The sequence below is a fragment of the Marinomonas sp. FW-1 genome (genome assembly GCF_005222245.1).
Lineage (GTDB): Bacteria > Pseudomonadota > Gammaproteobacteria > Pseudomonadales > Marinomonadaceae > Marinomonas > Marinomonas alcarazii.
Genome location: NZ_CP025987.1, coordinates 1,393,401 through 1,407,270 on the forward strand (window position 1 = coordinate 1,393,401; position 13,870 = coordinate 1,407,270).

Genomic DNA, 13,870 nt, shown 5'->3' on the forward strand with positions numbered 1-13,870 from the left:
GTGCTTTGACTGGTGAAAGTGAATTTCAGGTGCTCGCGAATGTGACGCCGCAAGAAAATAAGAAGTTTGGCAATGTCATGATTATCGGTCTTGGCATGATAGGTGGTTCTTTTGCTAAGGCGCTTAAAGATCGAGGATTGGCAACACTTTATGGTGTCGATCGTCGAGAGGGCGAGCTCGCGTTAGGGGTCTCGACTGGTGTTATTGATTATCCAGCAGAGCTTTCACAAGAGTATGTCTCAAAAATGGATGTTATTGTTCTTGCAACACCGGTAAGAGCAATGGAATCCGTATTGGCTGACCTTAAGCCATTGCTACAAGAAAAAACGCTTGTTACTGATGTGGGTTCGACAAAGGGAAGTGTTGTTGAATCCGTGCGCCGTGTATTTGGTTTTGTTCCTGCTAATTTTATCCCTGGTCATCCTATTGCGGGTGCGGAAAAAAGTGGTGTTTTGGCTTCGAATCCGCAGCTGTTTGAAAAGCATATGGCGATTGTCACGCCTTTGCCTGATAGTGACCCCTTGTTATTGGATCGCTTGCACCGAATTTGGCGTGCGGTTGGTGCGGATGTGGTGAGTATGGATGTTGATCATCATGATCATGTCTTGGCCTCGTCCAGTCATTTGCCACATTTGTTGGCATTTACCTTGGTGGATGCACTGGCAAGCGGTGAGCGTAGCCAAGATATATTCAAATTTGCGGCTGGTGGCTTCCGTGACTTTACTCGTATTGCATCAAGTGACCCTGTGATGTGGCGAGATGTTTTTATGGCGAATAAAGATGCCACGTTAGCTACATTGGATCATTTTACAGATCGTCTGGCTGATATGCGTGCTGCAATTGAGCAAGGTGATGGGGCGAGCATGTTCGGTGTTTTTACCCGAGCAAAGTCTGCGCGAGATCATTTTCTTCGTCTGCTGGAGTTGCGTACAATAGGTTCAGCAAAAGAGGTGCGCCCTGTTTCTGTCTCTGTATTGCCAGCTTCTACCGTAAAAGGGAAGATTTCTTTGCTGGGTGACAAATCTTTGTCACATAAAGTCATTACTATAGCGGCGCTTTCCGTCGGTGTGAGTGAGATCAAGAACATTGATTTAACGGGTGATGTACGCATTACAATGCAAGCTTTCCGTGATATGGGGGTTGTTATTGAAGAGGCCTCAGAGGATTGTGTGCGTATCCATGGCGTGGGCTTGTATGGTTTAAAAGCGCCAATTGCTCCAATCAATGTGCACGAGTCGCGAGAGAGTTTGTATTTGTTGTTGCCAGTTTTAGCTGGTCAGTCTTTCTCAGTAACGGTTGTTGCTGAAGGTAAATTGCTTAATCAATCTATGAGTGATTTATTTTCTTTGCTGCGTCAGATGGGTGGATCGGTAGTCTCTGAGCTGGCTGATTGTTTGCCTGTTACCTTGTCGCCAAATGATTCTTTTAATGTAGATGTTGAATTGAAAACAGGGTCTGGGAACCTTTTGATGGCAGCATTTTTGTCTGCTATTTATTCCCCTGATGAAGGGCGAGTGAGGCCTATGTTGCTTGGCTTATCTCACTGTGAAGTTTTATTGCAGCGCTTTGGCCAGAATATGACCAAGCATGGAGACAGTTTTAATTTTTCTCCTGGGTCTTTAGTTGGTACGGATATTGTATTGTCTGGTGATGAGTATGAGGCCGTATGGCTTGTGCTGTTGGCAAGTTTGCTACCAGGCTCTGATTTGATGATCGAAAATGCAGGGTTAGACTCTGTTTCTTTTGATTTCTTGTCGTTTTTAAAATCTATTGGTGCAAATGTGGTTATACCACCATTGGCTGAATCTGGCCTTTATGAGGGTGTTTTGCAGGCAGGTTTTGCAGAATTATCATCGTTTGTATTATCGGCTGGGCAGACCTATCAATTTAGAGATGAGCTACCTTTGCTTTGTGTGGTGGCAGCGTACGCGAAAGGTGACAGTCGAGTAGAGGGTGTGGGTGACTTACCTTATTACTATGAAGATAGAGTGTTGGCTTTGGTGGATGCGTTGGATTCTATGAAAATCTCCTGTACATACGAACACGGTGATCTATTGATCAAGGGTGGTTTTCCTCAGGGTGGTGAATTGGACTGCGCTGGTGATGATAGATTAGCGCTTGCCATGCTTGGCTTGGGAGCGCGTAGTAAATCCATAACAAAAGTAAATGATTGTCAAAAATTATTAGAAGAATTTAATGAGTTGGAGAGTGTCGCATTGCAATTAGGTTTTCATTGCTCTGTGGCGCAATAGTTTTTTAAGAGGAATAGTTATGATCAACCAAGGCCCAGTTATTACGATTGATGGTCCAAGTGGTGCCGGTAAAGGTACTGTAAGTCAATTGATCGCGGAAAAGCTGGGATGGCACATACTTGATAGTGGTGCCTTATATAGATTACTTGCACTTGCTGTCTCCCATCATGGAATGTCTCCTGATGATGTGGATACGTTAAAGGTCTTGGCTGAGCATCTGGATATACAGTTTCAACAGACCGAAGAAGGCAAAGTTGAGATTATTCTCGAAGGAGAGGTGGTTACTCAAGCTATTCGAACAGAAGAGGTTGGTAATTGTGCTTCTAAATTAGCGGCAATTCCTGAAGTTCGCGAAGGTTTGTTGTTGCGTCAGCGTGCTTTTTCGCAAGCCCCTGGTCTTGTTGCTGATGGTCGGGATATGGGAACAGTGGTGTTTCCTTCCGCCCAGATTAAAATATTTTTAACGGCTTCTGCAGAAGAGCGAGCGCAAAGACGTGCGCAGCAATTGCAGCAAAAAGGTGAAGCTGTTAATCTAGCTGAACTTGTTAAAACGATTAAAGAGCGTGATGAGCGGGATGCGAACAGAGCAATTGCTCCTCTTGTGCCTGCAGCAGGCGCTTTAGTTATAGATAGTACGAATTTGACCATAGAGCAGGTTGTCGAGATGGTTTTTGCCGAAACGGTAAAAGCGGGTCTTGTATAATCTGTTCTTTTTTGCGTCTACTTTTTTTTATCTATAATGTGCTAGAATAGATCAAATGTTATTCAAGTCGGTGGAAGTGCCAGCAAGCTTTCATCGCATCATTCAAAAAATTGACCCACATTTGCTGGCAATGTGGATATGACCTAGTTCTTTATATAGGTCGATTATATAGGAAATACAATGACTCAAAGCTTCGCAGAACTGTTTGAAGAAAGCCTATTAACCGTCGAAATGGCGCCAGGCTCAATTGTTACTGGTATCGTTGTTGACATCGATAACGAATGGGTAACTGTTCATGCAGGTCTTAAATCTGAAGGCGTAATTCCTCGTTCTCAGTTCCTAACGGAAAGTGGTGAGTTCAACTTAAACATCGGTGACGAAGTTAAAGTTGCACTTGATGCTGTTGAAGATGGTTTCGGTGAGACTAAATTGTCTCGTGAAAAAGCTAAACGTGCAGAAACTTGGTCTGTTCTTGAAAAAGCTTACGAAGAAAATGCCATCGTTCACGGTGTTATCAATGGTAAAGTCAAAGGTGGCTTCACAGTTGATATCGCTAATATCCGTGCTTTCTTGCCTGGTTCTTTGGTAGACGTTCGCCCAATCCGCGATACATCTCACTTGGAAGGTGTGGATCTAGAGTTCAAACTTATCAAGCTTGATCAAAAACGTAACAACGTTGTTGTTTCTCGTCGTGCCGTTATGGAAGCGACTAACAGCGCTGAACGCGAAACATTGCTTGCTTCTCTTGAAGAAGGTCAAGAAGTTAAAGGTATCGTTAAGAACCTTACTGACTACGGTGCTTTCGTTGATCTTGGTGGTGTTGATGGTCTTCTACACATCACTGACATGGCTTGGAAACGCATTAAGCACCCAAGCGAAATCATTGCTGTTGGCGATGAGATTGATGTTAAGGTTCTTAAATTCGACCGTGAGCGTAACCGTGTATCTCTAGGTCTTAAGCAGTTGGGTGAAGATCCATGGGTAGCTATCAAAGCTCGTTACCCAGAAAATACTAAAGTAACTGCTAAAGTAACTAACTTGACTGATTACGGCTGCTTCGCTGAGCTTGAAGAAGGCGTAGAAGGTCTAGTACACGTTTCTGAAATGGATTGGACTAACAAAAACATTCACCCATCTAAAGTTGTTCAGATCGGTGATGAAGTTGAAGTTATGGTTCTTGACATTGATGAAGAGCGTCGTCGTATTTCTTTGGGTATCAAGCAATGCACAATGAACCCATGGGAAGAGTTTGCTACATCTTTCAATAAAGGCGACAAGATCTCTGGCGCAATCAAGTCTATCACTGACTTTGGTGTGTTCATCGGTCTTGATGGCGGTATTGATGGTCTTGTTCACCTTTCTGACCTATCTTGGGACGAAACTGGTGAAGAAGCCGTTCGTCAATACAAGAAAGGCGATATGCTAGAAACAGTTGTATTGTCTATCGATGCTGAGCGCGAGCGTATCTCTCTAGGTGTTAAACAACTAGAAGAAGACCCGTTCCTTGCTTTCGTTGCTGAAAATGACAAAGGCACTATCGTAAACGGTACTGTTTCTGAAGTTGATGCGAAAGGTGCTGTAGTTGTTCTTGCTGAAGGCGTTGAAGCTACTTTGAAAGTATCTGAAATCAGCCGTGAGCGTATCGAAGATGCAACAACTGCATTGAAAGAAGGCGACAAAGTAGAAGCTGCGATCATCAATGTTGATCGTAAAGCTCGTACTATTGCTCTTTCTATCAAGCAGAAAGATGCTACTGAAGAGAAAGCTGCGTTGAAATCTCACTCTGAGAAACAACAAGCTGAATCTAATGGTCCTACGACTATCGGTGATTTGATCAAAGCGCAACTAGAAAACCAAAACTAAGTTTTGATTCTATAGTTGTAATAAAAAGCGGGCTTAGGCCCGCTTTTTTTTGCATATTTTTTTGAAGTTGTTGACAGAAAAACTATACATATAACATGTGGATAACCATGGGTATAGGTGTTGTGTATGTTGATCAGCGCAGGGACTCTAGCAATGTATTCGTGTCTTCCTCGCTCCAATCTTCTTTGTTCAGTAGAGCTTTTAGGGTGTCACTGTTCTGGGCATTTTGAAGATTTTTCTGAAATTTCGCGTAGTGAAAGTCTTTAATCAAGCGCTCATCATGCTCTGAACGATAAATAGGCGGCTTTACTGTGTTTTCGGTCTTCTTCTCGTTAAGTCCATCTATTTTTTTGTAGGTATTTAAAAACTGCTTCTTGTTCATGATTTGCTCACTTATTCGTGCTCTATTCTGAGAACTTCAAAATGGTCATTTCTTGCGCACCACTTGATATTTAAGTCCCATAATTGGATTCCGTGCTCTCTATCTATTTGTGTTGATAGGTAGGATGGCCTTGGGTCTTGTTCTATTATTTGCTTAATTAAAGTGGTTATTTTCTTGTTGTGCAAATTTTCATATCTTTCGCACTGTGCTTTCGCCTCCTCAGAAAAGACGACGGGTCTTTTTTGTGCTTCGGCAGCCGCTGGGGCGAATCCTCCTTTGGCGTTACTAATGCTATCTGCGTAAGGTAAATATGGCTTGATGTCGAGTACGGGGGTGCCATCTAGTAAATCTGCGCCATATAGGTCAATAAATATACGCTGACCCTCCTGATAAATTCGTCCGATTTTTACTGCTGATAAGCCTATTGGGTTGGGTCTGTGTGTGGCTCTGGTAGCAAACACGCCCATCTTAGCCTTGCCTCCTAAGCGAGGAGGGCGAATTTTAGCTTTCCAGCTTTCATTTATGCAGCCATGGAAAATAAACTGTATCCAGATATGAGAAAAACCATCTAGTCCGTCTAGGGTATCAAGTCTATTGTATGGGGGGATGAGTTCTAGTCTGGCTGTCGCTTCGGTAACCAGACCTGGCTGGCGTGGAATGCCAAATTTTTCTTTGTAGCAAGAATGGATTATGCCAATAGTGTTTAGAGTAAAGGAATGTTGGGAGGGCAATGGTCTGTCCTTTCGTGAAAATCTGCACTAAATGAATAAAAATAGTGTGATAGTATACTGTCTTGATGAAATAGGTCGCGACTTTTTACGGATCTAGTGTGTACTCTTTTTACTTTTATTAGAGATTAACGATGTCTTTAGAATCTTATATGAATCAAATTGGTCAGCAAGCTAGGGCGGCTTCTCGTCTGCTTGCTAAAGCATCCACGAAGCAAAAGAATATGGCGTTGTTTGCTATGGCAGACGCTTTAGAAAATGCCCGACCTCGATTGATATCTGAAAATGCTAAGGATATGGAAAATGGTCAAGCTAAAGGTTTGGATTCTGCATTGTTAGATCGTTTATTGCTTGATGATGCTCGTATTAATGGGATGATCGAAGGATTAAAGCAAGTTGCATCTTTGCCAGACCCAATCGGTGAAATATCCGATATGGTTTATCTTCCATCCGGTATTCAGCGCGGTCAAATGCGAGTTCCTCTTGGTGTGATTGGTATTATTTATGAGTCTCGCCCTAATGTGACGATTGACGCAGCAAGTCTTTGTTTGAAATCCGGCAATGCGACGATTTTACGCGGTGGTTCTGAAGCGTTTTATTCTAATCAAGCGATTGCTGAGGCTGTAAAAAAAGGGGTTGTTGCCGCCGGTTTGCCAGAGCATGCGGTGCAGGTGTTAAATACTACAGATAGAGAAGCCGTTGGGATGTTGATCTCGATGCCTGAGTTTGTGGATGTGATTGTGCCTCGTGGTGGCAAAGGGTTAATTGAGCGCATCAGTAAAGATGCGCGTGTCCCAGTGATTAAACACCTAGATGGTAATTGTCATGTTTATATTGATGAGGAAGCTGATTTAGAAAAAGCTTTTGCCATCGCAATGAACGCAAAAACACGTCGTTATGGTGTGTGTAATGCTATGGAGTCTTTATTGGTGCATGTCGCAAGCGCTGAACAAATATTGCCTAAATTAGTTGCTGCTTATCAAGAAAAAGGCGTAGAGCTAGTAGGCTGTGAGCAATCTCGTGCTATTAGTACCGTTATCGGTGAAGCATCAGAAGAGGATTGGTACACCGAATATTTAGCGCCTAAGTTATCCATCAAGATAGTATCTGATATGGATGAGGCAATTACGCACATTAATAAGTATGGCTCACACCATACAGATGCGATTGTTTCACAGAATTATTCGAAGACCCGTGCTTTTATGACGGAAGTCGATTCTTCGTCTGTAATGGTGAATGCTTCAACATCTTTTGCCGATGGTTTTGAGTATGGGTTTGGTGCGGAAATTGGTATATCAACCGACAAAATTCATGCCCGTGGACCAGTTGGTTTGTTGGGGTTAACAAGTCAAAAGTACGTAGTACTTGGTGATGGTCATACTCGTGACAACTAGGTCTAATAAATTGTCCGGTTTGGCCATTATGGGAGGGACTTTTGATCCTATTCATAATGGCCATTTAAGAACGGCCGTTGAGATACTAGATCGTTACGGTTTTTCGGAGTTGAGGTTAATACCTTGCTTTCAGCCTGTTCATAAAGATCGTCCTGTGATCACACCTGAACAACGCTTAGAAATGACGCAACTTGCTATTTCTAGTGATGAGCGTTTGAGTGTTGATTCTCGTGAAATCGATCGCGAGGGTCCTAGTTATACGGTGGATACATTACGAGCTATCCGTGAGGAAATTGGCCCAGATACACCTCTTGTTATGGTGTTGGGTATGGACAGTTTTTTATCCCTTCCAACTTGGAAAAATTGGCATCAACTGATGCACTTTGCACACTTACTTGTGGTGTCTCGACCTGGTTGGGAACCAGACTTTGTGTCTGAATTAAACGCTTTTTGCGAAAATTGTCGTGCGGCTTCACCGCATGAGTTACAATGCGCGCCCTCAGGGCGGATCTGGTTTGAGGCACTGACTCCTCTAGGCATATCCTCAAGCATGATTAGGGGGTTGGCTCGTAATAATGAGTCTATTGCCTACTTGTTGCCCGAACCCGTTCAGAACTATATACAGCAATATCAATTATATCGATAGGATAACGTAAACATATGAGTCAACTTAATCTCACAGCAGATCAAATTTTAGCTTTTGCTGTTGAAGCATTGGAAGATGTTAAGGGTGATAAAATTACAGTGCTAAACGTAGGAAATCATACAGATATGATGGACTACATGGTTATTTGTACTGGTACTTCAAAGCGTCACGTGAATGCTTTGGGTCAAAATGTATTTGAACATTTAAAAGGTCAGGGTCTTCAGCCATTGGGTTCGGAAGGTCGTGGCATGGGCAGTGATTGGGTTTTGGTGGATTTACATGATGTGGTTGTTCATGTGATGACGGAAGAAGCTCGAGCGTTTTATGACCTTGAAAAACTGTGGGATATTAAACCAGAACAACTCTAAGGCTTTTTGTAATGCGTGTTCGTTTAATTGCTGTTGGTAGTAAAATGCCGAAGTGGGTGACGGAAGGTTATGATGAGTATGCAAAGCGTCTTCCAAAAGACTTTGCGCTAGAGCTTGTTGAAATCCCAATGTCGCCACGTGGGAAAAATACGGATATAGCTAAGGCGATTCGAAAAGAAGGGGATGCCATGCTTGAGGCAATTCCTTCTGGCGACAAGGTCATCGCAATGGAAGTCCTTGGTAAAGAATGGTCTACAGAGCAGCTTGCAGACCAAACAGAGCAGTGGCGTATGGATGGCTACAATGTTAGCTTGTTGGTGGGTGGCCCTGATGGTCTCGACCCAAGATGTACAGCACGAGCGGATCAGGTTTGGTCTTTGTCTCGTTTAACGTTACCCCATCCTATGGTGAGAATTATCTTAGCAGAGCAGATCTATCGTGCTTGGACGCTAATGAATAATCACCCATATCACAGGTAAAGGTGGTCAGGTGAGCCGTCGACATCAGAACTTCCGAAACTATCGTCAAGAGCAGCGTTTGACTCAACATCGTTTGATTGCTGCTGCGTTATTTGTATTGATACTGGCTATGGTATTGATGGCCAGGCTGTTCTATTTACAAGTGATAGAACATGACCTTTATCAGACAAAAGCGGATGATAATCGGGTGATGTTGGTTACTCAACCTCCACCTCGTGGTTTGATTTATGATCGTAATGGCTTAATTCTGGCGGACAATACGCCGATTCACAGTTTAACTATTATTCCTGAACGAGTAGAAGACTTCGCCAAGTTGAAAAAAATGCTCTCTGGCATTATTGAAATCAGCGATGCTGAATGGGAGGATTTTGATGAAAGACTTAAAGAATACCGGCGTCCTTATCAATCCTTAACACTAAAATCTCAACTGACCGATGAAGAGTGGGCGAAAGTAGCCGTTGATCTTTATAAGCTTGATGGTGTTCAAGTAGAGGCACAATTAACCCGTTACTATCCGTATGGAGAGGCGTTTGCTCATGCGATTGGTTACGTGGGCCGTATTACATCGAAAGATTTAGAAACGGTTGATAAGCAAGCTTACCAAGGCGCTTTATTTATTGGTAAAACTGGCGTTGAAGGTTTCTACGAAAAAACGCTCTTTGGTGAGGCTGGTCTTAGTAAAGTAGAAGTTAATGCGCGCGGCCGCATCATGTCTGAGCTGGATAGACAAAATCCAACCCCAGGAAAAGATCTGCATTTATTTTTAGATGCAAGGCTTCAACAGTATGCTTATGATCTTTTGGGTAATTACACTGGATCGGTTGTAGCAATAGATCCAACAACGGGTGGTGTTTTAGCCTTGGTTTCAAAACCTGGTTATGATCCTAACTTGTTTGTCCGCGGTATATCCTACGACGATTACAAAATTCTTCGCCAATCAAAAAAGCTGCCTTTATTTAACCGAGCGTTACGCGGTGGCTATCCCCCAGCATCAACGATTAAACCGTTTATGGCTCTTGCTGGTCTTGAGTATGGTTTTTCCTCTTGGACTGAGCGTTATTTCGCAAAAGGCTATTACCAAATTAACCCAGATGGTCGACGTTACCGAGATTGGAAGCGAACCGGTCATGGTTGGATTGATTTAGAACGCTCTATTATAGAGTCGGTTGATACCTATTATTATCAATTGGCGAATAAGATGGGAATTACTCCGATCCATAATTTCTTAACCCGCTTTGGTTTTGGTCAGAGTAATTTACTGGATTTAAATGGTCAAAGTGATGGTCTGTTGCCTTCAAATGAGTGGAAAAAAGCTAAGTATAAAGAGCCTTGGTACCCAGGTGACTCAGTAAACGTTGGTATAGGGCAGGGGTTTATGGTGGCAACACCGGTGCAAATAGCCTCCGCTACATCTGCACTCGCAAGCAGGGGGCATTATTTTTATCCACGTATGGCAAACACGATTGGTGATGAGCCCGCTGTTTTTGAAGACGGCCGCGGTGACGAGCACGATATAGTGTTGAAAGATCAGCGTAACTGGGAGCGAATGGTTGATGCTATGCGTAAAGTAATCACCGACTCCCATGGTACGGCTAGACGTTTGCAAGGAACGAAATACGACATTGCAGGTAAAACAGGTACTGGACAGGTGTTTAGCTTACAAGAAGACCAAGAGTATGATGCAGATAGCTTAGAAAAAAGGTTGCACGATCATGCTTTATTTATTGGTTTTGCTCCCGCTAAAAACCCTAAGATTTCTATTTTTGCAATTTTTGAGAACGGTGGTAGTAGCTCTAAGCCTGCTGATTTAAGTAAGGCGTTGTTTGATGCCTATCTTTATGATGACTACCCTGAGCGATATGACTATTTAAAAGGTAATAAGAATGAGGGATAGTGTTTATCGTAGAGCCTTGTCTTTTACTAATGCCCACTTATGGAAGCTGGTGCACATTGATATTCTGCTGATGGCCTCGCTATTGTTGTTAATATCGGGCGGTCTTTTTATTCTTTATTCTGCTTCTGGTCAGGATGTTGCAATGGTCGAACGACAGGTGTTTCGTTTGGCTGTGGGGCTTTTAGTGTGTTTGGTCTTGGCACAACTCCCTCCTAAATATATGCGGCGTGCTTCGCCAGCTTTGTTTATTTTCCTTGCTGTTCTTCTCATTTGTGTGTTGCTTTTTGGGGTGGGGGCAAAAGGCGCTCAGCGTTGGTTGGCGTTACCTGGTGGTTTACGTTTTCAGCCTTCCGAAATTATGAAGATTGTTATGCCCATGATGATTGCTTGGTATTTTTCTGACAAGCAACTTCCTCCTAGTTTTAAGCAAATAGTGATTGTGCTTGCTCTGATTGCCACCCCAGTGTTACTTATCGCTAAGCAGCCGGACTTAGGAACCTCGTTGTTGGTGGCCGTGTCAGGCATTTTCGTTCTGTTTCTCGCGGGATTAGGTTGGCGTTATATTTTAGGTGCTGCGGCATTAGCGCCTATTGCAGGGTACACATTATGGCAATTCATGCATGATTATCAGCGCCAGCGCGTATTGACGTTTTTAAATCCAGAAAGCGACCCATTGGGTTCTGGCTGGAATATTATCCAATCTAAAACGGCGATTGGTTCTGGCGGTCTATATGGCAAAGGTTTTCTGGAAGGAACGCAGGCCCAGTTAGATTTTCTGCCTGAAAGTCATACAGATTTTATTATCGCTGTACTCGCCGAAGAGTTTGGCATGCTGGGCTGCGGTGTGTTGATACTGGCGTATCTATTGGTTATAGCACGAGGTTTGTATATCTCTGCCACAGCGGAAGATAATTATGCGCGTTTATTAGCGGGTAGTTTAACGCTTACCTTTTTTGTGTATATGTTTGTAAATATTGGCATGGTGTCAGGTATTCTGCCTGTGGTTGGGGTACCCTTACCACTCGTTAGTTATGGTGGAACCTCTATTATTACCATCATGGCGACCTTTGGGATTTTAATGTCAATACAAACACATAAAAGAGCAAGATGATGATTAAGCAAGCTGCATTTGTATTTTTAGCGCTTGGTCTGACTGCGTGCAGTAGTATGGATCACTCAACCTTACCCGCTGATTCAGGGGTCAGTAATTCACTGCTTGAGGATATGCCTGAGGAATGGGCGGAGTCTTATGCAGGTTATCCTGAAGTTCAGCGCTTTATTAACAAGTTAGTAAAAGAGCACAACTATGACAGAAATCGCCTAGAGCTGGCCTTTTCTCATATAAAAGTGCGTCCTAAGGTCATTGAAAAATCCGACAACCAACCCGAAGTTATTACTCCTTACTATGAATATAAAACTCGCTTTGTAAACGAAGATAGAGCAAAAGCCGGACGTGAGTTTGCTAAACGTAATGAGAAATGGCTACGTAAGGCTCAGCAAGAGTTTGGTGTTGAGCCTAGTATCATTGTTGCGTTAATCGGTGTTGAAACCTATTACGGGCGTATAACTGGCTCAAGGGACGTTTTTACATCACTAACGACACTCGCGTTTGATTATCCTAGGCGAAAAGATTATTTCCAAAGTGAGCTGGAAGCATATTTATTATTAGTTCGCCAAGAAGGTTGGAACATTGGCGACACAAAAGGGTCATATAGTGGTGCAATGGGGATGGTACAGTTTATGCCAAGCAATTATCAAAAGCTGGCAGTAGATTATGACCAGAATGGCCATATTGACTTATGGGGATCCGAAGCCGATGCCATTGGTAGTGTTGCTAACTACCTTAAACACCATGGTTGGAAGGCGAGAGAGCCTTGGTTTGTTATGGCCTACGTTGCAGAACCAGAAAAGGTGGTAGATTTTGTTAATCGTGGTAGAGCGCCGAGTTCTGAAATGACAGAATGGTCGGCACTTAATGTACTGCCAGCACAATCCTTTATTCCTAAAAAGACAGGATTGATTGGTTTGAGAACAGGAGCTGAAGAGGTTTCCTATTGGCTTGCCTACGAGAACTTTTTTACCATCATGGACTATAACCCAAGTAGGCGGTATGCCATGTCAGTACTTGAGCTTGCGGAGATGATAGGAAGCTATGAGAGCTATTAATCTACTATTTATTGCCAGCCTTAGTTCGCTGGTATTAAGTGGTTGTATGAGCACGCGTCATGTTTTAGGTAAAGATGAAATAGATTATGAAAAAGCGTCTGGGGGCGGGCGTTATTCGATTTTGCAAGACCATGCCCCTACAGGTGATATAAAAGTAGATCATTTGCCAGACTTGGTACCGAAATGGGAAGAAAAGAGTCGTGGTGGCAATAAAAGCCCTTACGAAGTTTGGGGCAAAAAGTATTGGGTGATGGACTCTGCTCAAGGCTATGTGGCAGAGGGGACGGCTTCTTGGTATGGAAAGAAGTTCCATGGTCATAAAACCTCAAATGGGGAAACATATGACATGTACGCGTTCTCAGCGGCACACAAATCCTTGCCATTGCCGACTTACCTCAAGGTAACCAACCTTGATAATCAGCGTTCAGTGATTGTTCGTGTCAATGATCGGGGGCCATTTCATGGAGACCGATTAATCGATCTTTCTTATGCAGCAGCGGCTCGCCTTGATTATCATAAGAAGGGGTTGGCACGGGTGAGAATTGAAGCGATAACGCCAGCTAAAGGGCAGAGTTATCGTCCATCGGAGACAGCGGTGAGTACACCTGTTCCACCACTGAAAGCCTTGCCTGATAAGGCTTTGGCTACTCCGCCGGTTGAAAACCCAAGTCCTGAAGCTGAGTTAAGGTTCTCTCATTTACAAATGGGAGCCTTTAGTTCAGAAGAGTCAGCAGACCAACTAAAACGTCGACTTTTTGAAGCATTTGATACCAGTGTTAAAGTGGTTGTTAATAAGCAAAGCGATGGTTTGTATAAGGTTTTTGTTGGTCCTTTTGAAAGCGCAGATAAACTACTTGAATGGCAAAGTAAGCTCCAGCAAGAGGGCTTTGGCAACCCGGTTAGGGTGGCTTTAGTGCCGTAGGCACGATTTGTTTGGGCTAGAGATTCGTTTAATGCTCTAGTATTATTTATTCACATTTTTTAGAAGACGACTT

General features: G+C 43.2%; 13 protein-coding genes. 11 read left to right on the forward strand and 2 right to left on the reverse strand.

The genetic code is table 11. The features are described 5' to 3' along the window. The first annotated feature begins 5 nt into the window (after positions 1-5). The 3 genes from C1X04_RS06520 to rpsA all read left to right on the forward strand — a co-directional run bounded on the left by C1X04_RS06520 (position 6) and on the right by rpsA (position 4,818). A complete protein-coding gene (locus C1X04_RS06520; RefSeq protein WP_137169483.1) occupies positions 6-2,252 on the forward strand; it encodes a bifunctional prephenate dehydrogenase/3-phosphoshikimate 1-carboxyvinyltransferase in 2,247 nt (748 codons plus the stop codon). 19 nt (positions 2,253-2,271) lie between these two features. After that, positions 2,272-2,955, forward strand: a complete 684-nt coding sequence (gene cmk, locus C1X04_RS06525) for a (d)CMP kinase (protein ID WP_137169484.1) — start codon at positions 2,272-2,274, stop codon at positions 2,953-2,955. Positions 2,956-3,135: 180 nt separating this feature from the next. Beyond that, on the forward strand, positions 3,136-4,818 hold the full coding sequence (gene rpsA / locus C1X04_RS06530; RefSeq protein WP_110571720.1) for a 30S ribosomal protein S1: 1,683 nt from the start codon (positions 3,136-3,138) through the stop codon (positions 4,816-4,818). 133 nt (positions 4,819-4,951) lie between these two features. On the opposite strand, the gene C1X04_RS06535 is transcribed toward rpsA, so the two are convergent. Both C1X04_RS06535 and tsaA read right to left on the reverse strand, forming a co-directional pair. Beyond that, on the reverse strand, positions 4,952-5,200 hold the full coding sequence (locus tag C1X04_RS06535) for a hypothetical protein (RefSeq protein WP_137169485.1): 249 nt from the start codon (positions 5,198-5,200) through the stop codon (positions 4,952-4,954). Positions 5,201-5,211: 11 nt separating this feature from the next. Continuing rightward, a complete protein-coding gene (gene tsaA / locus C1X04_RS06540; RefSeq protein ID WP_110571722.1) occupies positions 5,212-5,931 on the reverse strand; it encodes a tRNA (N6-threonylcarbamoyladenosine(37)-N6)-methyltransferase TrmO in 720 nt (239 codons plus the stop codon). Positions 5,932-6,062: 131 nt separating this feature from the next. Between tsaA and C1X04_RS06545 the strand changes: the two genes are divergently transcribed. Genes C1X04_RS06545 through C1X04_RS06580 form a run of 8 tightly spaced genes read left to right on the forward strand, consistent with a single transcriptional unit; the run spans position 6,063 to position 13,797 of the window. Then, positions 6,063-7,322, forward strand: coding sequence for a glutamate-5-semialdehyde dehydrogenase (locus tag C1X04_RS06545; protein WP_137169486.1), 1,260 nt, complete (start codon positions 6,063-6,065; stop codon positions 7,320-7,322). Next, on the forward strand, positions 7,312-7,968 hold the full coding sequence (gene nadD, locus C1X04_RS06550) for a nicotinate-nucleotide adenylyltransferase (RefSeq protein WP_254682352.1): 657 nt from the start codon (positions 7,312-7,314) through the stop codon (positions 7,966-7,968). The genes C1X04_RS06545 and nadD overlap by 11 nt, the downstream gene beginning before the upstream one ends. Before the next feature lie 14 nt (positions 7,969-7,982). Next, positions 7,983-8,336: a ribosome silencing factor gene (rsfS, locus tag C1X04_RS06555; RefSeq protein ID WP_110571725.1), complete on the forward strand. Its 354-nt coding sequence runs from the start codon at positions 7,983-7,985 to the stop codon at positions 8,334-8,336. An 11-nt stretch (positions 8,337-8,347) separates the two neighbouring features. Beyond that, a complete protein-coding gene (gene rlmH / locus C1X04_RS06560; protein WP_110571726.1) occupies positions 8,348-8,815 on the forward strand; it encodes a 23S rRNA (pseudouridine(1915)-N(3))-methyltransferase RlmH in 468 nt (155 codons plus the stop codon). Between the two features lie 10 nt (positions 8,816-8,825). Then, entirely contained in the window at positions 8,826-10,709 is a 1,884-nt protein-coding gene (gene mrdA / locus C1X04_RS06565) for a penicillin-binding protein 2 (RefSeq protein ID WP_137169487.1), read from the forward strand. After that, positions 10,699-11,820: a rod shape-determining protein RodA gene (gene rodA / locus C1X04_RS06570; RefSeq protein WP_110571728.1), complete on the forward strand. Its 1,122-nt coding sequence runs from the start codon at positions 10,699-10,701 to the stop codon at positions 11,818-11,820. The genes mrdA and rodA overlap by 11 nt, the downstream gene beginning before the upstream one ends. Further along, a complete protein-coding gene (mltB, locus tag C1X04_RS06575; RefSeq protein ID WP_110571729.1) occupies positions 11,820-12,875 on the forward strand; it encodes a lytic murein transglycosylase B in 1,056 nt (351 codons plus the stop codon). Before rodA ends, mltB begins: the two co-directional genes overlap by 1 nt. Continuing rightward, positions 12,862-13,797 (forward strand): septal ring lytic transglycosylase RlpA family protein, encoded by a 936-nt coding sequence (locus C1X04_RS06580; RefSeq protein WP_137169488.1) that lies wholly within the window; start codon positions 12,862-12,864, stop codon positions 13,795-13,797. The genes mltB and C1X04_RS06580 overlap by 14 nt, the downstream gene beginning before the upstream one ends. Positions 13,798-13,870: the final 73 nt, after the last annotated feature.

Coding starts and splice junctions, on each gene's coding strand:
- cmk (WP_137169484.1), top strand. CDS start 2,272: ATGATCAACCAAGGCCCAGTTATTACGATTGATGGTCCAAGTGGTGCC.
- rpsA (WP_110571720.1), top strand. CDS start 3,136: ATGACTCAAAGCTTCGCAGAACTGTTTGAAGAAAGCCTATTAACCGTC.
- C1X04_RS06535 (WP_137169485.1), bottom strand. CDS start 5,200: ATGAACAAGAAGCAGTTTTTAAATACCTACAAAAAAATAGATGGACTT.
- C1X04_RS06545 (WP_137169486.1), top strand. CDS start 6,063: ATGTCTTTAGAATCTTATATGAATCAAATTGGTCAGCAAGCTAGGGCG.
- rsfS (WP_110571725.1), top strand. CDS start 7,983: ATGAGTCAACTTAATCTCACAGCAGATCAAATTTTAGCTTTTGCTGTT.
- rlmH (WP_110571726.1), top strand. CDS start 8,348: ATGCGTGTTCGTTTAATTGCTGTTGGTAGTAAAATGCCGAAGTGGGTG.
- rodA (WP_110571728.1), top strand. CDS start 10,699: ATGAGGGATAGTGTTTATCGTAGAGCCTTGTCTTTTACTAATGCCCAC.
- mltB (WP_110571729.1), top strand. CDS start 11,820: ATGATTAAGCAAGCTGCATTTGTATTTTTAGCGCTTGGTCTGACTGCG.
- C1X04_RS06580 (WP_137169488.1), top strand. CDS start 12,862: ATGAGAGCTATTAATCTACTATTTATTGCCAGCCTTAGTTCGCTGGTA.